Below are 21953 nucleotides of genomic sequence, written 5' to 3' on the forward strand. Positions count from 1 at the left end.
TCGAACGTTTTGGGAGGAATGATTTCATGAGATATCCGCGCGATCTACAGGGTTACGGCGCAAACGCACCGAACGCCGCCTGGCCGGACGAAGCCCCCATTGCCGTGCAATTCGTCGTCAACTACGAGGAAGGCGGCGAAAACTGCGTGCTGCATGGCGACATCGCATCGGAAGCTTTCCTGTCGGAGATCGTCGGCGCCAGCGCATGGGCCGGCCAGCGCCATTGGAACATGGAATCGATCTATGAATACGGTGCCCGCGCTGGCTTCTGGCGGCTGCACCGGCTTCTGACCGAGCGGGACATTCCGGTCACCGTCTATGGCGTTGCCACCGCCCTCAAGCGCTCTCCGGAACAGGTGGCGGCGATGCAGAGTGCGGGCTGGGAAATCGCCTCGCACGGGCTGAAATGGGTCGAACACAAGGACATGGACCCGGCCGAGGAGCGCAAGCAGATCGCTGAAGCCATCCGGCTGCATACGCTTGTCACCGGCGAACGGCCGCGCGGCTGGTACACCGGCCGCTGTTCGGAAAACACCGTCGATCTGGTGACCGAAGAAGGCGGATTTGCCTATGTCTCCGACAGCTACGCCGACGACCTGCCCTACTGGCATGAGCACGGCGGCAAACACCAGCTGGTCATTCCCTACACGCTCGACACCAACGACATGCGTTTTGCCACGCCACAAGGTTTCAACAGCGGCGACCAGTTCTTCAGCTACCTGAAGGACACGTTCGACGTGCTCTATGCCGAAGGCGCACAAGGCGCGCCAAAAATGATGAATATCGGCCTGCATTGCCGTCTCGTGGGACGTCCCGGCCGCGCCGCAGCCCTTGCCCGGTTCATCGATTACGTCAAAAGCCACGACAAGGTCTGGATCGCCCGCCGCATCGATATCGCTGATCATTGGGCAAAGGCATTTCCCTTCAAGCCGAACGAAAACCGCCCTTCGCGTCTTTCAGAAGAGGCGTTTGTTGCCCGTTTCGGTGGCGTTTTCGAACATTCGGACTGGATCGCACGGCGTGCCTTTTCAGGCGAACTGGGCGCGGCCAACGACACGGCGATTGGCCTGCATGCGGCGCTGGCGGCTGTCTTTCGCGGTGCAAGCGAAACGGAGCGGCTGGCGGTGCTCAACGCCCACCCGGATCTCGCCGGAAAGCTCGCACAGGCCAAGCGCCTGACCGAAAGCTCAACCAGCGAACAGGCATCCGCCGGGCTCGACGCGTTGACGGACGCAGAGCGCGAACAGTTCAACATTTTCAATGGCCGCTATGTCAAAACATTCGGCTTTCCCTTCATCATCGCCGTGCGCGGTCTTGGCAAGGCAGACATTCTGGCAGCTTTCCAGCGCCGCATCGGCAATGACTGGCAGACAGAATTTCAAACGGCCTGCCGCCAGGTCGAGCGGATTGCACAGCTCCGTCTCACCGACATGTTACCGAACTGAGGGGAGAGAAACGATGAAGACGATCGATATCAAGCCGCTGACACGCGAAGCTTTCGCCCCCTTCGGCGACGTCCTTGAAACCGAGGGAGCGCATAATTTTCCGATCAACGCCGGCAAATGCGTGCGCTATCATGACCTGGCCAAGATCGAGACGACCGGCGAGAAGGCCCGTCCGATGATCAGCCTGCTGCGCGGGGAGCCTTATCCGCTACCCCTGGAGCTTGGTATGGTGGAGCGCCACCCATTCGGCAGCCAGGCGTTCATTCCCTTGAGCGAACATCCGTTCCTCGTGGTGGTTGCCGTGGAAACGCCGGAAGGACCGGGCGAGCCAATCGCCTTCAAGACGGCGCCCGGACAGGGCGTCAATATCGGCCGCAATGTCTGGCACGGTATCCTGACACCGCTCGACGGGCTCTCCGATTTCGCCGTCGTCGACCGCGCCGGCGAGGGCGTCAATCTGGAAGAGCATTTTTATGAGACGCCGTTCTTGATCCGCTGATCCCTCCCGTCATTGCTGAGGCCAGCACCTCGCGACTGCATTCCGATTGTTGAAAATAGTTTTGCAGAAGGATGTCGATTTCCGAAACACCCATTCGTCGTTAGGATGCAGACCCGATGAGGCCTGCTCTAGCGAGGAGACAGACAATGCGTGTGATGGTGTTGGTCAAAGCGACCGAAGACAGCGAAAAAGGCTTTTTCCCCACGGCAGAAACCAACGCGATGATGGTGGCGATGGGCAAGTTCAACGATGAGCTTCGCGATGCCGGTATCCTGCGCGATGCCGATGGCCTCAAACCATCTTCGGCGGGCAAACGCGTCGCGTTCGATGGTTCCCGCCGGACGGTCATCGACGGCCCCTTCGCCGAGGCCCGAGAGCTGGTCGCCGGCTTCTGGCTGTGGGAGGTCAAGGATATGGATGAAGCGATCGCCTGGGTGAAGCGCTGCCCCAATCCGATGCCCGGCCCGAGCGAGATCGAAATCCGGCCACTCTACGAGATGGCCGATTGGCAATGAGACGCTGATGGCGGAGGTCGCGCGTTGCGTGATCGGATACACAAGAGACCCGGCAACGGCTGAGACCCCCGCCGGGTCTTTACGGCTTTGGCCAACAACGCGGAATCCGGGCGAAAAGCAGAAGAAGATTGAGGCTATTTCGCGTGGCTAGACTGATATGGACCGGAAGCAGCGGCGGAAAATTCCGGAAGTGCACCATTCACGGCCATGCTTAATGTGCAACACGATATGCCATCCCGAGAGACCGTGGGGCCGTTTCCTTGAAGCCGAACTTTTCGTAGAGTGTGTCAGCAGGCACGTCCGCGATCAGACTAACATAGGCTGAGCCAGGAAGTTCATTTTCTATATGGCCCATAACTGCCTTCATGATCATCTTTCCGAGTCCGCGTCCCTGATGTTCAGGATGAACGGCGATGTCCACGATCTGAAAGAAACAACCTCCATCCCCGATCAATCGCCCCATTCCAACTGCGGAGCCCTCGCACAAAACCACCGCGGAAAAAACGGTCCCCTCCAAGCCCTTTCGAGCCGCCTCTTCCGAGAATGGGCTCAGTCCCGACACCGCGCGAAGATGCAGATATTCTTCTACAGAGGGGGTTCGAACCACGATTGAATACGCAAGTTGGTCCATCCGATATCTCCCGATCGCCTTATCTTCACGACGCCCTCTATCATCACGCTCTCCATGAATCACCACTACCCGGGAACAACGAGGTATTGTCCACAATCCGGCTGAACCTATCAAAGAATGCTAAGCGATCTTTCGTCTCTTGCTTTTCGTAACGGACATCGGGGTTGGTCATAGCGTCTGCACCTGGCTAGCAGCGAAAGACCGGAACCTGTTATGAAAACGGGCCGCAATGGATGCGGCCCGTTCTACGGACAGATCATCTGAAACGAGGCAATCGTTCGCCGCCTCATCTCACTCCGCGAAGAACGCGAAGCGGATGACGAACAGGACGGCGACGATCAGGGTGGCCGGGTGGATGGCGCGCCATTTGCCGGTGAAGGCTTTCAACACGACATAGCTGATGAAGCCGAACGCAAGACCGTTGGCGATCGAGTAGGTGAAGGGCATCGCAAGTGCTGTCAGCGCTGCCGGCGCGGCTTCGGTCAGGTCGTCCCAATCGACTTCGGTTAACTCGCGCATCATCAGGCCTGCGACGTAGAGCAGAGCCGGTGCCGTCGCATAGGTGGGCACGGAACCTGCCAGTGGCGAAAGGAACAGTGAGGCGAGGAACAGGATGGCGATGACCAAAGCGGTCAGGCCGGTGCGGCCGCCAGCCTGAACACCCGAGGCGCTTTCGACATAGGCCGTGGTGCTGCTTGTGCCCATCAGCGAGCCGGCGACGATGGCGGTGCTATCGGCTAGTAGCGCGCGGCCGAGGCGGCTCGGCTTGCCTTCCTGAATGAGGTTTGCCCGCTTTGCGACGCCGATCAATGTGCCCGTCGCATCGAACACTTCGACGAGAACGAAGACGAGGATGACGTGGACCAACCCGCCATGCAGCGCACCGACGATATCGAGTTGCAGGAAGGTCGGCGCCATGCTCGGCGGCATCGAGACGACGCCCTGGAATTGGCTGACGCCGGTGACCCAGGACAGCACGGTGACGGCGAGAATACCGATCAGGATCGCACCACGGACTTTCAATGCATCAAGCACCGCAATGACGAAGAAGCCGAAGATCGCCAGCAGCGGACCGGTGGCCCTGAGGCTACCGAGACCGACCAATGTAGCCGGATTGTCGACGACGATGCCGGCGTTCTTCAGCGCGATGATGCCAAGGAAAAGGCCGATACCGGTGGCAATCGCACTGCGCAGCGAATGCGGAATGCCTTGGATCAGCCAACTGCGGATCCCGGTCACTGTCAGGAAGAGGAAGATCAGGCCGGAGATGAAGACGGCGCCGAGCGCCTGTTGCCAGGTGAAGCCGAGGGCGGCGACGACAGTGAAGGCGAAGAAGGCGTTGAGCCCCATGCCCGGCGCCATGCCGATCGGCCAGTTGGCGACCAGCGCCATGATGATCGAACCGAGGGCGGCAGCGAGACAGGTCGCGACGAAAATGGCGTCGCGGTCCATGCCGGTGGTCGATAGAATATCCGGATTGACGAAGATGATGTACGACATCGTGAGAAATGTCGTGACGCCCGCAACCAGTTCGGTGCGGATCGTCGTATTGTGCTCACTCAGCTTGAAGAGCCGTTCAAACATATTTCCTCCCTTGGCCGGAAAAATCCATTCCCGGCGCATGCCACTTGGCAGGACCGCCTTCTCCTCTGGCGAACCAACCAAAACTGTACCGATCTTCAAGCCGTCACGGCTTGTCAGGGCCCCTGCCCGATCAGTATCCGGCTACCATTTCGGCAGGCCGGATGTCTCATTCACGGTTTCATGATTGTGCGTTTTCGCGCGGCGGATCGCTAGCCGTCCATTTCGACGCGCTCAACGAAAGACTTTCAAATTTTTCGGGGAACAGCGTTGGCGCGGGAAAGCCTGACCAGCGAGAAATCAACACTCTGCGGGCAGAAGCCCGGGTGCGGATACTGTCGATTACTCACATTCAGCCTGGAAATCAGTTTGTAAGCAATTGCAGCAAAGTCAAGCGCGGCTCAGCTGCGTTCGATGTCGCGGCGCAGAACGATCGAGGTCGTCAGGTCATCGACATTCTCCATCGTCGCCACCTCGTTCCTCAGTTCGTTCAGCGCGTTGATTGACCCGACCTCGACCTCGACGACCAGATCGAGTTGGCCGCTGACCGACGACACCTTGCGGACGGAGGAGAAGCCCGCCAGCCGGTCGAGCACGCCGATCGACGGCGTTTTCTTCAAAGTCAGAAGCAGGAAGGCATGCACCTGTCCCTCGTCCAGCTGGCCGATATCGGCCCGGTAGCCACGAATGATGCCGGCCTTTTCCAGCCGGTTGACGCGCTCGGTCGTGGCACTTCTCGAAAGCCCGATGCGGCCGGCCAGCGACTTCATCGGGATGCGCGCTTCCCGCGACAGGATGCTCAGGATCGTGCGGTCGATCGCGTCTGTATCCTGCATGATTGTGCGCCTTTCAAAGTGCCGACAAGATGACGGTTATTATAAACATAATGCCGGTGCAACCGGCATATTGCCGGGTGCAATGGTTTGCCATCCCGTGCAACTCTGAGAGCAGACGAGGAACCATCATGACCGATATGCTGAAGACCACACCGGATTTTTCTATCGACGACGCCAAGCGCCTGCTGGCCGAGCATTATGGCCTCGACGGATCGCTGTCGCCGCTCGACAGCGAACGCGACCAGAACTTCAAGGTGACGGCCAGCACCGGCGGAATCTATATCCTCAAGATCGTCAATGCCGCCGAACCGCCGGTCGAAAGCGATTTCCAGACGGCTCTTCTCAGCCATGTCGGCGAACATGCACCCGACCTGCCTGTTCCGCATATCCGCCCGACGATTTCGGGTGCGAGCCTTGGCGAAACGACAAGTGCCCATGGCGTGCGCCACCTCCTGCGCCTCGTCGGCTGGGTGCCCGGTTTGCCGCTGGCACAATCCGCCCGCAGCGAGGAAGCGCTGATATCGCTCGGCCGTCTGCTTGGCCGCTTCGATACCGCCTTGCAAGGCTTCATGCACCCCGGTGCGCTTCGCGATCTCGACTGGAACATCCGCAATGTCGGCCGCTCCGCCGACAGGCTCCGGCATATTGGCAGTGCTGAAGACCGGGCACTGCTGGAGCGTTTTCTCACTCGTTTCGATACGGTGGTCGAGCCGAAGTTGCCGAAACTGCGCTCCACGGTCATTCACAACGATGCCAATGACTGGAACGTGCTGGTTGCCGACGATAATCACGATCGCATCGCCGGCCTGATCGATCTCGGCGACGCGCTCTATGCGCCAGTCATCGCCGAAGTCGCGATTGCTGCCGCCTATGCCGGCCTCGACCACGCCGATCCGATTGGTGCGGCCGCTAATATCGCCCGCGGTTTCCATGCCGAATATCCGTTGCTTGAGGAGGAAGTTGATCTTCTCTTCGACCTGATCGCCATGCGGCTCGTCACGTCGGTGACAATCTCGGCGTCGCGCCACGCTCATACGGGCGGCAACCCCTATCTTGCCATCAGCGAAAAACCTGCCTGGACACTGCTGCGCAAGCTCGATGCGATGAACCCGCGTTTTGCCACGGCAATCCTGCGCCATGCCTGCGGCTTTGAGGCGACACCCGGCACACGCGCCGTCACAGCCTGGATCGACGCCAACCGGAAAACACTTCATCCGCTACTTGACCGCCCGGCGGCGACCTATCCGGCAGCGCTCGTTCCCTATGCCGACCCGCAGCATCCGATGACGGTCAAATCCGCAGGCGAACAGCCGGACGAGGCGCAGGCGATCTGGGAGGCTTACTCTGCCGAGCGCGGCGCCGATCTCGGCATTGGCCCATGGGGAGAGAAGCGCACTGTCTATTCCGGCGAAATGTTCGTGTCGCGGCTGATCGAGAACACCCGCCGCATCCGCCATCTCGGCCTCGACCTGTTCATGGCTGCGGGCACCCGGCTCTACACCCCGACTGCTGCCACAGTCGTCAGTGTCGAGATCGAGCCCGACCCGCTTGGCTACGGCTGCCTGATTGCGCTGCGCCATGAACCAGAAGACTGCCCGGCCTTCATCAGCCTCTGGGGCCATCTCGCCCACGAAGCACTCGGCCGGCTGAAGGCGGGCGACCGTCTGGACGCCGGTGCGCTGGTTGGCGAAATGGGAGCTCCAGCGGAAAACGGAGGCTGGGCGCCGCACCTGCATCTGCAACTCTCCATCGACACTAGGCTTTCCGCAACGGAAATCCTCGGCGTCGGCGAGGAGCGTTATCTCGATGTCTGGGCCGAGCTTTTCCCCAACGCCAATGCCTTTGCTGGTATCGCACCGGAATTCTATGAGAAAAGCGGCCGGTCGCATGACGAGATCGTCAAGCTGCGCAAGGAATTGCTGGTCCCCAACCTGTCCATCTCCTACGACAAGCCCATAAAATTCGTGCGCGGTGATGGTGTCTGGCTGATCGACGACAGCGGCCGGGCCTATCTCGATTGCTTCAACAATGTCTGCCATATCGGCCACGCGCATCCGGCCGTGGTGGAGGCGATGGCCAAGCAGGCGGCGACGCTCAATACCAATACCCGCTACCTGCACGATAACATCGTCGCCTATGCCGAGCGGCTGACCGCAACGCTGCCGAAGGAGCTGACGGTTGCCGGCTTCGTCAACAGCGGCTCGGAAGCCAACAGCCTGACGCTGAGGATGATGCGGGCTCATACCGGCCGCGAGAACGCGATTGTGCTTGACTGGGCCTATCATGGCACGACGCAGGAGCTGATCGACATCAGCCCCTACAAGTTCCGCCGCAAGGGCGGCAAGGAAAAGAAGCCGCATGTCCATGTGGCCGCGGTTCCCGACAGTTATCGCGCCCCTACCGAATGGCCGGTCGAAGAACACGGCCAACGTTATGCAGAAAGCGTTGCGGAACTGATCGCGCAAATGCAGGCAAAGGGCGAAGGTCCGGGCTTCTTCATTGCGGAATCGATCCCGAGCGTTGCCGGTCAGGTGTTCCTGCCGGAAGGCTACCTGAGGGAGGTCTACCGGATGGTGCGCGAGGCAGGCGGCGTCTGCATTGCCGATGAGGTTCAGGTCGGTTTTGGCCGGGTGGGGAGCCATTGGTGGGCATTCGAGGAACAGGGCGTCGTTCCCGACATCGTCACCATGGGCAAGCCGATCGGCGACGGCCATCCGCTGGCAGCCGTCGTGACAACACGCGAGATTGCCGACAGCTTCAACAACGGCATGGAGTATTTCAACACGTTCGGCGGAAACCCGGTTTCCTGCGCCGTCGGCCTCGCCGTCTTGGATGTCATCGAGGGGGAGAACCTTCGCGGCAATGCCCTTCAGATTGGCAACTATCTGATGGCCGGATTCCGGGCGATGCAGGAACGCTATGAGGTGATCGGCGACGTGCGCGGTATGGGACTTTTCCTCGGCATCGAACTCGTCACCGACCGCAAGACCAAGGCGCCTGCGACAGAGTTTTCCCGGGCCGTTTCGAACGGAGCAAGGCAGCGCGGCGTGTTGATGGGGACCGAGGGGCCACATGACAACGTCCTGAAGATGCGGCCACCGATGATTTTCTCGAAGCGTGACGCGGACCATCTGCTGGCGGTGCTTGAGGAAACATTCGAGGCGGTGACAGCCCGGGGCTGACAACCCCGGCGAATATCAAAGAAAAAACAGAAAAAGCTTGGCAGCGCTTGGCGCTGCCCGGACGGAACACGTGCGACTTAAAAAACCGGAGGAGAACGAACCCATGAAATCAGCAATTCTTGCATTAGTGGCCACAGCAGCGCTGGCAGGCACCGCAGCACAGGCGGGCACCCTTGATATCGCCCGCGAACGCGGCTCACTTCGCTGTGGCGTCAGCCAGGGCGTGCTTGGCTTTTCGAGCCCGAACGATAAGGGTGAATGGTCAGGCTTCGACGTCGATTTCTGCCGTGCGGTTGCGGCTGCCACACTCGGCGATTCCAGCAAGGTGCAATACGTGCCGCTCTCCACCAAGGAGCGTTTCGCCGCCCTGCAATCGGGTGAAGTCGACCTTCTGTCGCGCCAGACAACCTGGACATTGTCGCGCGATACCGATCTGGGCATGAGCTTTGTCGGTGCCAACTACTATGACGGCCAGGCCTTCATGATCCGCAAGGATCTGGGCGTGAAGAGCGCCAAGGAATTGTCAGGCGCTTCGGTCTGCACCGAAACCGGCACCACCACCGAACAAAACATGGCCGACTATTTCAGCGCCAACGGCATCCCGTACAACGTCATTGCCTTTGAAAAACCCGACCAGACCATCCAGGCATTTGGCACAGGACGATGTGACGTCTATTCCACGGATTCGTCAGCTCTCTATTCCCAGCGCCTGACGCTGACCGATCCGGACAACTACATGGTTCTGCCCGAGGTCATCTCCAAGGAGCCTTTGGGACCGGCCGTGCGCCAGGGTGACGAACAGTGGTTCAAGATCGTTCGCTGGACCCTGTTCGCGATGATCGAGGCGGAAGAACTGGGTATAACCAAGGAAAACGTCGCCAAGACGGCAGAGTCCGGTACCGTGGCGCAGAAGCGTTTCCTGGGTGCAGACGGCGCGATTTCGAAGAACTTTGGTCTCCATCCGAAATGGGCTTTCCAGGCTATCTCGGCCGTCGGCAACTATGGGGAGGTCTTTGAACGTCACCTCGGCAAGGACAGCCCGCTGAAGATCGATCGTGGCCTGAACAACCTCTGGAACAATGGCGGTCTGGTCTACGCGCCACCGCTGCGCTGATCGAACCGCATAAAACAGCTTCAGCCGTCGCGAGGTCATGCTTCGCGGCGGTTTTTTATGTTTGCTTGAGGAGAAGAAAAAGAGGCCCAGAATCGAAAAAGCCTGCCGCGGGAGGAGGTGCGGCAGGCTTTCGAATAGAACCGAACGGCAACTGGGAGGAGGAGTGCTGCCGTTCCGCAAATGCCCTCTGGGAGGAGGAGTGAGGACAATTACACTATCGAAGCTCTGCGGGAGGAGGTGCATCACTTCGATGAGTTCAATATACATTGATTCAGCCCAAATTGTAGGCAGTATTTTGCAGAGCAGCTATGCGTTATGCGCGTAGCGGATGGCTCACCCCGACATAAATCGTTTCAATATCGCAACCGGTCGCTTTGACCGCACACGCCATGCATCGCAGCGGATGCATGGCATCGCTTGATACCGGCCATTGCCGGGGATTTCGGTGATTTACTCCGCCGCGATGGCGGCCGGGTAATGCGGCGCCTGTTCCGCCTCACCCGTTGACGGCTCCGCCTCCGTAACCTCGTCCTTGGGCTGCTTGCCGAAGAACAACGCATAACCGGCCGGAAGAACCAGAATGGTCAGCACGGTGGCGACGAGAATGCCGCCCATCATCGCATAGGCGAGCGGTCCCCAGAAAACGCCGCGCGAGATCGGGATCAGTGCCAATACCGCCGTCATCGCCGTCAGGACGATCGGACGGAAACGGCGCACGGCCGAGCCAACAATTGCTTCCGTGCGTTCCATGCCCGCCGCGATATCCTGGTCGATCTGGTCGACGAGGATGATCGAGTTGCGCATGATGATGCCAAGCAGCGCGATGACGCCGAGGATAGCCACGAACCCGAACGGCGCGCCGCTGATCAGAAGGGCGGCGGCCGCGCCGATGATGCCGAGCGGACCGGTTGCCAGAACCAGCATCGCCTTGCCGAAATGCTGCAGCTGGATCATCAGGAGCACGACGATGACGGCGAGCATGACCGGCGCCTTGTCGGCGATCGACTGCTGGCTTTCGGCCGCATCTTCGGCACCGCCCTGGATTTCGACCGCGTAGCCGGGCGCGAGGCTGTCGCGCAGCGGCTTCATGTCGGCATACATTTTCATCGCCACGTCGTTGGGCTGCACACCATCGGGCAACGTACCACGCACCGTGATCGTCGGCAGGCGGTTGCGGCGCCATTCGACGCCCTGCTCGAGAACGGGCACGACCTTGGCAACCTGCGACAGTGGCACGTAGCTGCCGAAATCGGTCGGGATATAGATCGAATGCACGGCCGTCAGCAGATGGCGGCTGCTTTCCTGCTCGCGTGCGACGATGGATACCGTCTCTTCGCCATCGCGGAAATCATCCAGCGGCGCGCCACTCATGGTTGCCTGCAGCATCTGGCGAATGCGCTGCGACGAGACCCCAAGCGCCCGGGCACGATCCTGGTCGATGACCAGCTTCATTGCCGGAACCGGCTCCAGCCAGTCGTCATGGATGGCGCCAAGCTGCGGATTTTCGGCGAACTTCGCCTTGACCTGATCGGCGATGCGGCGAACTTCGGCACGGTCCTGTCCTGTCACGCGCATCTGGACGGGCCAGCCGGTCGGCGGTCCAAGGAACAGACGGTCGACCTTGCCGCGGATGGTCGGGAAGTCCTCGGCCAGAATGGTGCGCAGCTTGACGATCAGCCGTTCGCGGGCCGGCTCATCATTGGCCATGACGAGAAGCTGGGCGAAATTCGGATTGCGCAGCTGCTGGTCGAGAGGCAAGAAGAAACGCGGCGCGCCCTCGCCGATATAGGTGGCGATGAACTTCTTGTCGGTGTCGTCCAGTATCTTCGCTTCCAGCGCCTTGGCCTGGGTTTCCACTTCCTTGATGCTGGTGCCTTCCGGCAGCCACAGATCGACGAGGATTTCGGGCCGCGAAGACTGTGGGAAGAAGTTCTTCGGGATGAACTGGAACGCCCAGAGGCTGGTCGCGAAGGTCAGGAGCGTCAGCGAGAGCACGATAACGCGGTGGCGCACCGCCCAGCCGACAGTGGCACGCAGGCGGCGATAGAAGCCCGTGTCGAAAACGTCGTGATGCTGGCCGGCATGGGCGCGCTGCTTGAGGATCATGTAGCCGAGCCACGGCGTGAAATAGACAGCCACGAACCAGGAGACGACGAGCGCGATGCCGACGACGTAGAACAGCGAGCGCACATATTCGCCGGCGGTCGAGGCGGCAAAACCGACCGGGATGAAGCCTGCCGTGGTGATCAGCGTGCCGGTCAGCATCGGGAATGCCGTCGAGGAATAGGCGAAGCTGGCCGCATCGATCTTGTCCAGCCCCTCTTCAAGTTTGCGCTCCATCAATTCGACGACGATCATGGCGTCATCGACCAGAAGCCCCAGCGCGATGATCAGAGCCCCCAGTGAAATGCGCTGCAGGTCGATACCGAGTTCGTACATGATGGCGAAGGTGGCAGCCAAAACGAGCGGGATGGCAATGGCGATGACAAGACCCGAGCGCCAGCCAATCGATACGAAGGAAACGATGAGCACGATCACCAGCGCTTCGCCGAGCGCCTTCATGAACTCGCCGACGGCCTCGGTGACCACTTCCGGCTGATCGGCAATCTGATCGACCTTTACGCCGTAGGGGAGCGCGGTTTCAAAGCGCTTGTAGCTTTCCTCGACAGCGGTGCCAACGTCCGTGACCTTGTAGCCCTTGGCCATGACCACACCGATCTGAACGCTATCTTCACCGTTGAAACGGTATTTGCGCTGGTAGGGATCCTCGAGACCGGAAGAGACGGTGGCGATGTCACCAAGGCGCGTCACCTCGTTGCCGGAACGCAGCCGCAGCTCGCGGATATCGGACGGCGTGGTCACTCCGCCCTCGACGGAAATGCGCACGGACCGCGTGCCGGTATCGACCGAGCCGGCGGGATCGACATTGTTCTGTCCCTTGATAGCATTCTGTACATCGGCAAGCGTCAGCCCGCGCGACGCCAGCACCGCAGACGAGAAATCGATATAGATCTTTTCCGGCTGGTCGCCGATGATCACGGCCTTTTCGACGCCCGGCGTTGTCAGCAGCATGTCGCGAGCCTGAATGGCGAATTTCTTCAGCTCCGGATAGCTGTAGCCCTCGCCGCTCAGCGAATGCAGGGTGACGAAGGTATCGCCGAACTCGTCGTTGAAATAGGGGCCAAGCAAACCCTGCGGCAGTTCATTGGCGATATCGCCAACCTTCTTGCGTACCTGATAAAAGGCGTCTGCGACCTGCGCCGCATTGGTATCGCCCTTGACCTGCAGTGTGATGATGGCGCTGCCGGCACGGGTATAGGAGCGAACGAAATCGAGATGCGGGGTTTCCTGCAGCTTGCGTTCGATCTTGTTGACGACCTGGTCCTCCATGTCCTGGATCGAAGCACCGGGCCAGATCGCCTGCACGACCATGACGCGGAAGGTGAAATCCGGGTCTTCTTTCTGGCCCATGCGCATCAGGCCGAGCACGCCGGTAATCAGGATCAGCCCGAAAAGGAAGCGCGCGATGCTTGGATGGCCGATTGCCCAGCGCGACAGGTTGAAGGATGGCTTTTGGTCGTTGGTCGTGGTCATCGGCGTGATTCCGCTTTCGATGGATCTGGGGTCAGCGCACGAGCTGGGTGTTGTCGGCGGCGGCAGACTGTTGCGTGATTGCGCCGTCAAGCTTCACCTTCAGGCCTTCCGTCATGAACTGGGTGCCGGCGGCAACCACGACATCCCCCGGCTTCAGCCCTTCGGCGATCCGAACGCCGTCAGCAGCGAAATCGGCGACCTTGACCGGGCGGGAATGCACGGTTCCGGCGGTGCGATCGACGGTCCAGACGATCGGTTGATCGTCCCTCTTGGCAAGCGCGCTCAGGGGAATGGAGACCAGTTGCTGCGTATCGGCAGCAGCGGCTATGATGCCGGAGGTCATTCCGAGAAGGACGTTCGGATCATTCGGCAGGCTGATACGCACCGCAAACGTCCGCGACTGCGGCTCGGCACTGCCTGCCACCTCACGCACCTTGCCCTGCAGCATCAGTGCGGCATCTGACCAGAACCCGACCGTGACGATCTTGCCGGGCTTGAACTGGGAAATATCTGTTTCGGGAATGGCGACCAGCACTTCCTTTTCGCCATCGACGGCAACGCTGACGACGGACGTTCCCGAGCCGACGACCTGGCCGATATCGGCGCTGACAGCAGTGACGATGCCGTTCTGGTCGGACTTCAGATCGGTGTAGCTGACCTGGTTTTTCGCCTGATCGAGCGCCGAGCGCGCCGAGTCGCGGGTGGCAACCGCTTGGTTGTAGCTGAGCGTTGCCTGTTCGAGCTGCGATTTGGGCGCCACGTTCTTGGCAAACAACTGTTCGGCACGCACGCGGGCCAGTTCCTGGGTTTCGACCTGCCGTTCGGCGGCCTCAAGGCTTGCCTTGGCGCTGGTCAGCGCAAGCTCGTAATCGGACGGATCGATGCGGGCGAGCAGATCGCCGGATTTCACCCTCTGGCCGATATCGACAAGACGCTCGGTGATCTTGCCGTTGACGCGGAAGCCGAGGTTCATCTCGGTGCGGGCGCGAACCGTGCCGGAATAGCTGAGGGTGCGCGAGGTATCGATGGCGGCGATCTCGACCACTTTCACCGGCCGCACGATTTCACTGGTCGCGGCTTTCTCTTCAGAACAGCCGGATAGAGCCAAAACAGCGGCGGATACGATGGCAACGACAGACAGACGAATATGGGTATGGCTCGGCGAAAACATGTTCGCACTCCTGATCAAAAATGAAGTCGGGGAAGCTGGCCGGTAAAGGCCGAGCTCATCTCAAAGCGTTGATTGCAAATTCGGTAATCTCGTCGGGCGTAGCCCGGTTCGGCTTGGAAAGACATTGTGCCACCAGCTGCGGATGGCACATGACCGCCGTCGCCGCCCCGAAGGCACGGGCCGCAACCGCAGGGTCCTGCGCGGCAAATTCCGCTGCGGCGATGCCTTGGCGAATGATCTCTTCCAGCAGCTCGTGCATCTGATCGATATGCTTTTCGATGACATGCCAGTCGCGCTCAATGGCGACGATGACCATTTCGTGCACCTTTTCATGATCGAGCATGGCAGTCACGATCAGCTGATGTTCGGCATGCAAGTAGCGGCGCAGACGGTCCGCCGCACTGATGGGCAGGCGCGAGATTTCAGAAGCCTGCTGGTAGCTGCCGGCGAGCATACGGCCACAGATCGCCTGATGGATTTCGGTCTTGGAGGCAAAGAAGCGGTAGATATTGGCCGGCGACATGCCGAGATCACGGGCGATGTCGGCGACATTGGTCTTGGCATAGCCGTAATGCCGGAAAAGCCGCTCCGCTGCCTCCAGAATCCGGGCAACATTGTCCTGCCGCGCTGTGTCCAGGATGTCCGTATTTTCGTCCATGGTAGGTTCCGATTTACGACTGACGAATTTTAAATTTCGTCAGTCGTAAATCGGAATGCAATCCCTGTCAACTGCGGCGTTTTAACCAAAGGCCAGTGCGGTTGCGGACTGCACGTTTCGGTTAGCCCTTAATTCGGCCACCAGAACGTCCACGAACGCCCGCGTCTTGGCCGAGATGTGGCGGCCTTCGGCATGCATGACGTGGATGGGAATCGGCGCTTCCTCGTAATCCGAAAGCACGATATCGAGCCCTCCCTCTCTTACTGCCGATGCCACCTGATAGGACAGCGCACTGGTCAGCCCCCAACCACTGAGCGCTGCGGAGATCGACGCATCGACCGTGTTGCAGAATAACCGCGGACGCAGCGTGACGCTGCTTTTCTCGCCGCCGGAGAAGCGCCAGTCCTGTGGCGCGGACGAGCCTGTATTGGCTATGATCGTGTGCTGTGCGAGGTCGGCGGGGACAAGCGGCACCGGGTGGCGGGCAAAATAGGATGGCGCGCCACAGATCACCCGCCGCACGTTGCCGACCTTGATTGCGTGATATCCGGAATCCGGCAACTGCCCGATGCGCAACGCAACGTCGATACCCTCCTCCAGCAGGTTGACGACACGATCAAGCAAAAGGGCACGGCCGTTGACGGCCGGATGCCGGGTCAGAAACGACGTCAGCACCGGCATGACATAGATCTGGCCAAAGAGGACCGGTGCCGTCACCGTCAGCAGGCCGGATGGCGTCGCATGCGAGCCGCCAGCCGATGCCTCGGCCTCGTCGATATCGGCAAGGATGCGGCGGCAATCCTCGACATAACGGCTGCCGGGTGCCGTCAGCTTCACCGATCGCGTCGATCGCAGGAAAAGCCCGGCGCCGGTCAGGTCTTCGAGATAGGCGATGGCGCGCGTGACGGCCGGAGGGCTCATATTGAGCACGCGCGCTGCCTGCGCGAAGCTGCCAGTATCGGCAACCTTTACCAGAACCCGCATGGATTGAAGCCTGTCCACCGTTAACCCCCCACCTGATTATTCCGATAAATGGAATGATATCTTGCCTTTTATCGCACTTCTGTTTCTGCAGAGAAAGAAACATCTTCTCCCCAAGGCGATCGGCGCCTGCTGGAGACCGCAAATGAAACTTTACTATCACCCTTTGTCCGGCCACGCGCACCGCGCCCGGCTGTTCCTGTCGCTGCTTGGGATCGAGGCAGAACTGATCGAAGTCGATCTTGCAGCCCGCGCGCACAAAGCTCCGGATTTTCTCAAGCTCAATCCGTTCGGGCAGGTGCCGGTGCTCGACGATGGCGGCGCGATCATCGCCGATTCCAACGCCATCCTTGTCTATCTTGCCAAGAAGCATGCGGCGAGGACCTGGCTGCCTGAAGACCCCGCAGGTGCCGCAGCCGTGCAGCGCTGGCTTTCCGTCGCTGCGGGTGAAATCGCCTACGGCCCCGCTGCCGCAAGGCTGGTCACCGTCTTCGGCGCCCCCTTTGATGCGGACGAGGTTATCGCACGCGCTCACGTCATTTTGCGGCACATCGAGACAGCTCTTGACGGACGACAGTGGATTGCCGCCGGCCAGCCGACCGTCGCTGACGTCGCGCTCTACAGCTACGTCGCCAATGCGCCGGAGGGCAATGTTGACCGCAGCGCCTATTCCAACGTCAATGCCTGGCTGAAGCGCGTCGAAGCGCTCCCCGGTTTCGTGGCCTTCCAAAAGACGGCAATCGGCATTCCGGAGGCTGCCTGAGCAGGGCTGAAAACTGCAGATCCCTTCGTCAACCCGCCATCAAAGGAGCGCCGGATGTTCACCATCAACGCAACCGAAGAAGCGTCACCCTGGCATGCGGGCGAGCAAGCCTTGCAGCGCCAGGCCGGTGTTGCAGAGCGCATGGAAGACGTCGGCCGCCGGGTGCTGCGCAATCATCTGATTGAGCAGCACCGCGCCTTCTATCCGCAGCTCCCGTTCATCGTGCTGGGCACGGTGGATGGCACCGGCGACGCCTGGGCTACCTTGCGCGCGGATGAACCCGGTTTCCTGCAAAGTTCGGACCCATACACACTGAATGTCCGCCTCAGCCGAGAAGCCGACGATCCGGCCGATGCCGGGATGGGCCATGGTGATGCCATCGGCATGCTCGGCATCGAACTGCACACGCGGCGGCGCAACCGGCTGAACGGGACAATCAGGCGGACCGTACCGCTAGGCTTCGACGTTGACGTCGGCCAGTCCTATGGCAATTGTCCGAAATACATCCAGCAGCGCGATTTCAGTTTTGTCCGCGCCCCCTCGGCCCGCTCTGCTGGCGAGCCGGAGATACTACAAGCGCTCGACAGCGATGCACGGCTGATGATCGGCGCAGCCGACACGTTCTTTGTCGCGACCTACGCGGAGTTTGAGAATGGACAGCGGCAGGCGGACGTCTCGCACCGGGGTGGAAAACCGGGTTTTGTGCGGGTTGGTAATGACGGCGTTCTGACCATTCCGGACTTTGCCGGCAACCTGTTCTTCAACACGCTCGGCAATATCCTCGCCAATGGCAAAGCCGGTCTGGTCTTTGCCGATTTCGAGACGGGCGACCTGCTGCAGCTGACCGGCGATGCAGAGGTCGTCCTGGAAACGCGTGAACTCGACGCCTTCGAAGGGGCTGAGCGCCTTTGGCGTTTCACGCCACGCCGTATTATCCGGCGGCCCGGCGCCTTGCCCCTGCGTTGGCACTCCCATGCCGATAGCCTATCGCCGAGTCTGCGCATGACCGGCAGCTGGGAAGAGGCGGAGCGCCGGTTGAGCGCTTCGATGGCCTGATACTCGGCGCAAGGAGCCGTTTCGGACATCAAACCAGCATTACTTACGTGCTTGCTGGTCCTGGCTGGAACTTCCGCTCTTGCCGGGACTTTAGCGCATGGCTCGACCCGATGGAGGATTGCCATGTCCGAGAAACCCAGTCTCTTTTCCAGATTTTCCGGCGGAGTCGCGCAACTGGCCGGCAAGCCCGCGACCTTCGCGATCGCTGTGGCGGGTATTTTTGTCTGGGCCGTCACCGGCCCGCTCTTCGGTTTTTCCGAAACTTGGCAGCTCGTCGTCAACACCGGAACGACGATCATCACCTTCCTGATGGTTTTCGTGCTGCAGAACTCCCAGAATCGTGATGGCAAGGCCGTTCAGGCAAAGCTCGACGAGTTGATCCTCACCAGCGAGGCCGAGAACCGCTTCATGGGCATCGAACATCTCGACGAAAGGGAGCTCAAGCGGCTGACCGAGCTGTTGAGGGAGGCGGCCGAAAGCGAACCCGACCATGCGCTTGCCGGAAAGGTCGATCACATCATCCGCGGTCGCCGCACGAAGCTGAAGAAGAAGGTTTGAGCGGCGGACGACGTCGGCCCGGCTGCAAACGGGACATCAATGAGCCCGAAAACGTGCTATGCGTTGGTATGGGGGGAGAAAACGATGAGCCGCGCGTTCACCAAGGAAATCGACGACGCCCCTCCCCCGCCCGTGCCGGAGCGACCGGTCAGCGCAACGCGCAATCTCGTGACCGCAAACGGCGCCCGCCAGATCGAGCAAATGATCGCCGCACTCACCCAGCAGACCACCGCGACCAGCGATAGCGATGTGCGCGCCGCGGTCAAGCGCGACCTGCGTTATTGGGAAACACGGCGTGCCAACATGGAAATCCTGGAGCCTAGCCCGGATCCTGCCTCGGTGAGGTTCGGAACCCGCGTCTCGATCAAGCGCGCCGGTGCGGTCCGGGATATCCGCATCGTCGGCGAAGACGAGGCTGATCCTTCGACTGGCGCAATCGCTTGGACATCGCCGCTTGCCCGCGCCCTCGAAGGGGCCGCTCCCGGCGACACGATCGAGTTCGAAGTTGCAGGCCGCGAAGAGGAAATCGTCGTCCTGTCGATACACGGCGCAGGCTAGATTCCGGCGGCGCAAGCCTTCCGGCCGTCACCATTTCATTGATCTCATCGGCAAAACACGGCAAGACCGGGCGGACGATGATGTGAGGACATGATTTGGAGACCGCGCTCTACCTGCCGATCAAGGGCTTTCTCGAAGCGGCTGGCTACAGCGTCAAGGGCGAGATCGCCGGTTGCGATCTTGTAGGCCTAAGCCCCGACGAGCCACCCGTCGTCGTCATCTGCGAGCTGAAGCTCAGCTTCAATCTCGAACTCATCCTGCAGGCCGTCGATCGGGCTGCGGCCAGCGACGAGGTCTGGATTGCCGCCCGCGTTTCCGCCAAGGGCAAGGGCCGCGAAAGCGACCGCCGCTACCGCGATCTTTGCCGCAGGCTCGGTTTCGGCATGATGGCCGTTTCCGACAATGGCACCGTCGATGTTATCGTCAGTCCGGTGGCGCTGATGCCGCGCAAGAACCCACGCAAGCGGTCGCGGCTGGTCAATGAACACAAGAAGCGCAAGGGGGACCCGGCTGTCGGTGGCAGCACGCGCTCGCCAATCATGACAGCCTATCGGCAGCAGGCGCTGGCCTGCGCTGCTGCGCTCCTGGCAGGACCGTTGCGGCCGAAAGACCTGAAGGCGATCACGCCATCGGCCGCCACCATCCTGCGCGGTAATGTCTATGGCTGGTTCGAACGCATCGACCACGGCATCTATGGGCTGACGGCGACCGGCGCCGAAGCGCTGATCCGATGGCCCACTGCCGCCACGGTCGTCCAAGAGGACGTTGCCGCAACCCTATAATTTCAAAGAGTGGCGCTGGAGACCTTACGCAGCACGGAAACGATTGCCTGATCCAGCTCAGCATCGACCGGCAGCGCCTGCGACGATAATTTGACAACCACGGTCGCTGTTGCAGGATCAATCCAAATCCACTGGCCGTGAATGCCGATGGCGGCCAGTTCGCCCGCACCGGTCTCGTACCAGTAATTGCGGTAACTGCCCGATGGAAACAGCGTTGTCTGATCGCCGTTCTGCCAGGCATCCCGGCTGCCCCCGGTCCACAGATCGTCGATAAACGTCTCTGAAATCAGGCCGTCGCCTTTCTTGCGGACGAGTTCGCCGATCAGGGCAAGGTCCCGTGCCGTCGCCGACATGCCGCCTGCTGCGCGTGCGGTGCCAACCCTGTCGACCGTGACCATGGCATTGGAGCTCGCAACCATTGGCTGCCAGAGATGCTCGCTGAGCAGGGTCGCCAATCGAGCACCGGCTGCCCGCTCCAGCACGATGCCGGCAAGATCGGTGTTCGGCGAACGGTAGGCATGCTTTTCGCCGTGCTTCCAGCCGCCTTTCCCGATACTGCAGATGAAGCCTTTCAAATCCGGCGAAGGGTTTTCCGGCCTGTCTGGGTTCCAGCCGGTCGCCCGGCGATAGCGATCGAACCCGCCGGATGTGTCCAGATAGTCCTCGACGAAATCGACGCTGATTTCCATGTCGAACAGTTGCTGTACCGTCGCATCCGCGTAGGCCGATCCGGCGACCTCCGGCACATAGTCAACCACGAGCTTATCGAACGACAACAGACCCTTGCCGGCCATAATTCCGGCCAGCAGCGCGGTCAGCGATTTCGATACAGAAAAGATGATATGCGGACGGGCGGGATCGGAATGATCAGCCGACCATTCTGCAACGACCCGCCCATCGCGCATCACCACAAGTTCGTCGGTCTCGCTTGCCGTCAGAAATGCCTGCAGCGATTGGCTTACGCCACCGATGCCCGTCACCTGCAGGTCCTTAAGAGCGCCGAGATCAAGCGGCAGCGCTTCGCCCAGGGCTTTGGCGGGGATGACAGCCGAGGGCACTATCTCGCTGACATTCTGGAAGGCCCATTGCGAAAAGGGCGCCGTCCGCCAATTGGCGAGCGTAACGTCCGAGCGCGCGAAATCCGTCATGTCCTGTCTCCTCCATCTGCTGTCGCCAGCACGCCATAAAGCTCCGGGCGGCGATCGCGGAACATCCCCCAAGCGGCACGATTGTCGGCAAGCTGCTGCCGGTCGAAGCTGGCAATCAGCACGCCTTCGCCGTCGCGCCCTGAACTCCCGACCAATTGTCCGTCGGGACCGGCGATGAAGGACGAGCCGTAATAGGATTGCGATTGGCCGCCGATGGTTTCCGAGCCGATGCGATTGGCGGCGGCGACCGGCATCATGTTGGCAGCGGCATGGCCGCGCATCACCATGCGCCAGTGTTCCATCGTATCGAGGTCGGGCCGGCTGGGTTCCGAGCCGATGGCGGTCGGGTAGAGGATCAGTTCGGCGCCCATCAGCGCCATGGCGCGGGCAGCTTCGGGAAACCATTGATCCCAGCAGATTCCGACCCCGATCGTGCCGAAACGCGTCGACCAGACCTTGAAGCCGGTATCGCCGGGACGGAAATAGAATTTTTCGCTATAGCCGGGGCCGTCGGGAATATGGGACTTCCGGTAGACACCGAGAATGTCTCCGGTGGCATCGATCATCGCCAAGCTATTGTAAAAAGCCTGGTTCTTTTTCTCGAAAAAGGATACCGGCAGGACAATGCCAAGTTCACGCGCCAAAGCCTGCATCGGCGCTATCACTGGATGATCGGCCAGCGGATGTGCGCGGGCAAAATGGACCGGATCCTGCGTCTGGCAGAAATAGAGCCCCTCGAACAACTCCTGGACCAGCACGATATTGGCACCTTTGCCTTCGGCCTTCCGGATCAGCCGGGAGGCAGTGGCGAGATTTTCGGCGGTATCGTCCGTGCAGGCGAACTGGACGACGCCCAAGCTCATGATGGCATCGGAGGCCAC

At 60.7% G+C, this 21953-nt stretch carries 19 protein-coding genes; 10 read left to right on the forward strand and 9 right to left on the reverse strand.

Annotated features, from left to right (window positions below):
* The first annotated feature begins 26 nt into the window (after window positions 1-26).
* From puuE to R6X40_RS19410, 3 genes are all read left to right on the forward strand, one after another.
* Window positions 27-1445 carry an allantoinase PuuE gene (gene puuE / locus R6X40_RS19400; protein ID WP_318415449.1) on the forward strand — a complete coding sequence of 473 codons (1419 nt, stop codon included), beginning with the start codon at window positions 27-29 and terminating at the stop codon, window positions 1443-1445.
* Between the two features lie 13 nt (window positions 1446-1458).
* Entirely contained in the window at window positions 1459-1944 is a 486-nt protein-coding gene (locus tag R6X40_RS19405; protein ID WP_318415450.1) for an ureidoglycolate lyase, read from the forward strand.
* 146 nt (window positions 1945-2090) lie between these two features.
* Window positions 2091-2459 (forward strand): YciI family protein, encoded by a 369-nt coding sequence (locus R6X40_RS19410; protein WP_318415451.1) that lies wholly within the window; start codon window positions 2091-2093, stop codon window positions 2457-2459.
* A 211-nt stretch (window positions 2460-2670) separates the two neighbouring features.
* Here R6X40_RS19410 and R6X40_RS19415 read toward each other — a convergent pair whose 3' ends face one another.
* The 3 genes from R6X40_RS19415 to R6X40_RS19425 form a co-directional block, all read right to left on the reverse strand.
* Window positions 2671-3090, reverse strand: coding sequence for a GNAT family N-acetyltransferase (locus R6X40_RS19415; RefSeq protein WP_318415452.1), 420 nt, complete (start codon window positions 3088-3090; stop codon window positions 2671-2673).
* Between the two features lie 291 nt (window positions 3091-3381).
* Window positions 3382-4674, reverse strand: a complete 1293-nt coding sequence (locus R6X40_RS19420) for an NCS2 family permease (protein WP_318415453.1) — start codon at window positions 4672-4674, stop codon at window positions 3382-3384.
* Between the two features lie 398 nt (window positions 4675-5072).
* Window positions 5073-5507, reverse strand: coding sequence for an Lrp/AsnC family transcriptional regulator (locus R6X40_RS19425; RefSeq protein ID WP_060509122.1), 435 nt, complete (start codon window positions 5505-5507; stop codon window positions 5073-5075).
* A gap of 128 nt (window positions 5508-5635) precedes the next feature.
* Between R6X40_RS19425 and R6X40_RS19430 the strand changes: the two genes are divergently transcribed.
* Together R6X40_RS19430 and R6X40_RS19435 are read left to right on the forward strand one after the other, a co-directional pair.
* On the forward strand, window positions 5636-8689 hold the full coding sequence (locus R6X40_RS19430; RefSeq protein ID WP_318415454.1) for an aminotransferase class III-fold pyridoxal phosphate-dependent enzyme: 3054 nt from the start codon (window positions 5636-5638) through the stop codon (window positions 8687-8689).
* Between the two features lie 103 nt (window positions 8690-8792).
* Window positions 8793-9803, forward strand: coding sequence for an amino acid ABC transporter substrate-binding protein (locus tag R6X40_RS19435; protein WP_318415455.1), 1011 nt, complete (start codon window positions 8793-8795; stop codon window positions 9801-9803).
* A gap of 450 nt (window positions 9804-10253) precedes the next feature.
* Here the strand turns inward: R6X40_RS19435 and R6X40_RS19440 are convergent, their stop codons facing one another.
* The 4 genes from R6X40_RS19440 to R6X40_RS19455 form a co-directional block, all read right to left on the reverse strand.
* Window positions 10254-13397 (reverse strand): efflux RND transporter permease subunit, encoded by a 3144-nt coding sequence (locus R6X40_RS19440; RefSeq protein WP_318415456.1) that lies wholly within the window; start codon window positions 13395-13397, stop codon window positions 10254-10256.
* Between the two features lie 31 nt (window positions 13398-13428).
* Entirely contained in the window at window positions 13429-14568 is a 1140-nt protein-coding gene (locus R6X40_RS19445) for an efflux RND transporter periplasmic adaptor subunit (RefSeq protein ID WP_318415457.1), read from the reverse strand.
* A gap of 55 nt (window positions 14569-14623) precedes the next feature.
* Complete coding sequence (locus R6X40_RS19450; RefSeq protein WP_318415458.1) at window positions 14624-15226, reverse strand: TetR/AcrR family transcriptional regulator; 603 nt, start codon at window positions 15224-15226, stop codon at window positions 14624-14626.
* Between the two features lie 81 nt (window positions 15227-15307).
* Window positions 15308-16210 (reverse strand): LysR family transcriptional regulator, encoded by a 903-nt coding sequence (locus R6X40_RS19455; protein WP_318415459.1) that lies wholly within the window; start codon window positions 16208-16210, stop codon window positions 15308-15310.
* A gap of 142 nt (window positions 16211-16352) precedes the next feature.
* Here R6X40_RS19455 and R6X40_RS19460 point away from each other — a divergent pair, with 142 nt between their 5' ends.
* From R6X40_RS19460 to R6X40_RS19480, 5 genes are all read left to right on the forward strand, one after another.
* Window positions 16353-16970 (forward strand): glutathione S-transferase, encoded by a 618-nt coding sequence (locus R6X40_RS19460; RefSeq protein WP_318415460.1) that lies wholly within the window; start codon window positions 16353-16355, stop codon window positions 16968-16970.
* A 54-nt stretch (window positions 16971-17024) separates the two neighbouring features.
* Window positions 17025-18026 (forward strand): pyridoxamine 5'-phosphate oxidase family protein, encoded by a 1002-nt coding sequence (locus R6X40_RS19465; RefSeq protein WP_318415461.1) that lies wholly within the window; start codon window positions 17025-17027, stop codon window positions 18024-18026.
* A gap of 123 nt (window positions 18027-18149) precedes the next feature.
* Window positions 18150-18584 carry a low affinity iron permease family protein gene (locus tag R6X40_RS19470; RefSeq protein ID WP_318415462.1) on the forward strand — a complete coding sequence of 145 codons (435 nt, stop codon included), beginning with the start codon at window positions 18150-18152 and terminating at the stop codon, window positions 18582-18584.
* Between the two features lie 84 nt (window positions 18585-18668).
* Window positions 18669-19142, forward strand: coding sequence for a GreA/GreB family elongation factor (locus tag R6X40_RS19475; RefSeq protein WP_318415463.1), 474 nt, complete (start codon window positions 18669-18671; stop codon window positions 19140-19142).
* A gap of 95 nt (window positions 19143-19237) precedes the next feature.
* Window positions 19238-19924, forward strand: a complete 687-nt coding sequence (locus R6X40_RS19480; RefSeq protein ID WP_318415464.1) for a DUF2161 domain-containing phosphodiesterase — start codon at window positions 19238-19240, stop codon at window positions 19922-19924.
* A gap of 2 nt (window positions 19925-19926) precedes the next feature.
* Here the strand turns inward: R6X40_RS19480 and R6X40_RS19485 are convergent, their stop codons facing one another.
* Complete coding sequence (locus R6X40_RS19485; protein WP_318415465.1) at window positions 19927-21072, reverse strand: serine hydrolase; 1146 nt, start codon at window positions 21070-21072, stop codon at window positions 19927-19929.
* Window positions 21069-21935 (reverse strand): N-carbamoylputrescine amidase, encoded by an 867-nt coding sequence (aguB, locus tag R6X40_RS19490; protein ID WP_412178425.1) that lies wholly within the window; start codon window positions 21933-21935, stop codon window positions 21069-21071. Before aguB ends, R6X40_RS19485 begins: the two co-directional genes overlap by 4 nt.
* Window positions 21936-21953 lie beyond the last annotated feature (18 nt).

Origin of the sequence: Rhizobium sp. PL01 (assembly GCF_033447125.1) — a bacterium.
Lineage (GTDB): Bacteria > Pseudomonadota > Alphaproteobacteria > Rhizobiales > Rhizobiaceae > Pararhizobium.

Coding starts and splice junctions, on each gene's coding strand:
- R6X40_RS19460 (WP_318415460.1), top strand. CDS start 16,353: ATGAAACTTTACTATCACCCTTTGTCCGGCCACGCGCACCGCGCCCGG.
- R6X40_RS19455 (WP_318415459.1), bottom strand. CDS start 16,210: ATGCGGGTTCTGGTAAAGGTTGCCGATACTGGCAGCTTCGCGCAGGCA.
- R6X40_RS19435 (WP_318415455.1), top strand. CDS start 8,793: ATGAAATCAGCAATTCTTGCATTAGTGGCCACAGCAGCGCTGGCAGGC.
- R6X40_RS19430 (WP_318415454.1), top strand. CDS start 5,636: ATGACCGATATGCTGAAGACCACACCGGATTTTTCTATCGACGACGCC.
- R6X40_RS19440 (WP_318415456.1), bottom strand. CDS start 13,397: ATGACCACGACCAACGACCAAAAGCCATCCTTCAACCTGTCGCGCTGG.
- R6X40_RS19470 (WP_318415462.1), top strand. CDS start 18,150: ATGTCCGAGAAACCCAGTCTCTTTTCCAGATTTTCCGGCGGAGTCGCG.
- R6X40_RS19485 (WP_318415465.1), bottom strand. CDS start 21,072: ATGACGGATTTCGCGCGCTCGGACGTTACGCTCGCCAATTGGCGGACG.
- R6X40_RS19410 (WP_318415451.1), top strand. CDS start 2,091: ATGCGTGTGATGGTGTTGGTCAAAGCGACCGAAGACAGCGAAAAAGGC.
- R6X40_RS19405 (WP_318415450.1), top strand. CDS start 1,459: ATGAAGACGATCGATATCAAGCCGCTGACACGCGAAGCTTTCGCCCCC.
- R6X40_RS19415 (WP_318415452.1), bottom strand. CDS start 3,090: ATGGACCAACTTGCGTATTCAATCGTGGTTCGAACCCCCTCTGTAGAA.
- R6X40_RS19425 (WP_060509122.1), bottom strand. CDS start 5,507: ATGCAGGATACAGACGCGATCGACCGCACGATCCTGAGCATCCTGTCG.
- R6X40_RS19450 (WP_318415458.1), bottom strand. CDS start 15,226: ATGGACGAAAATACGGACATCCTGGACACAGCGCGGCAGGACAATGTT.
- puuE (WP_318415449.1), top strand. CDS start 27: ATGAGATATCCGCGCGATCTACAGGGTTACGGCGCAAACGCACCGAAC.
- aguB (WP_412178425.1), bottom strand. CDS start 21,935: ATGAGCTTGGGCGTCGTCCAGTTCGCCTGCACGGACGATACCGCCGAA.
- R6X40_RS19420 (WP_318415453.1), bottom strand. CDS start 4,674: ATGTTTGAACGGCTCTTCAAGCTGAGTGAGCACAATACGACGATCCGC.
- R6X40_RS19445 (WP_318415457.1), bottom strand. CDS start 14,568: ATGTTTTCGCCGAGCCATACCCATATTCGTCTGTCTGTCGTTGCCATC.
- R6X40_RS19465 (WP_318415461.1), top strand. CDS start 17,025: ATGTTCACCATCAACGCAACCGAAGAAGCGTCACCCTGGCATGCGGGC.
- R6X40_RS19475 (WP_318415463.1), top strand. CDS start 18,669: ATGAGCCGCGCGTTCACCAAGGAAATCGACGACGCCCCTCCCCCGCCC.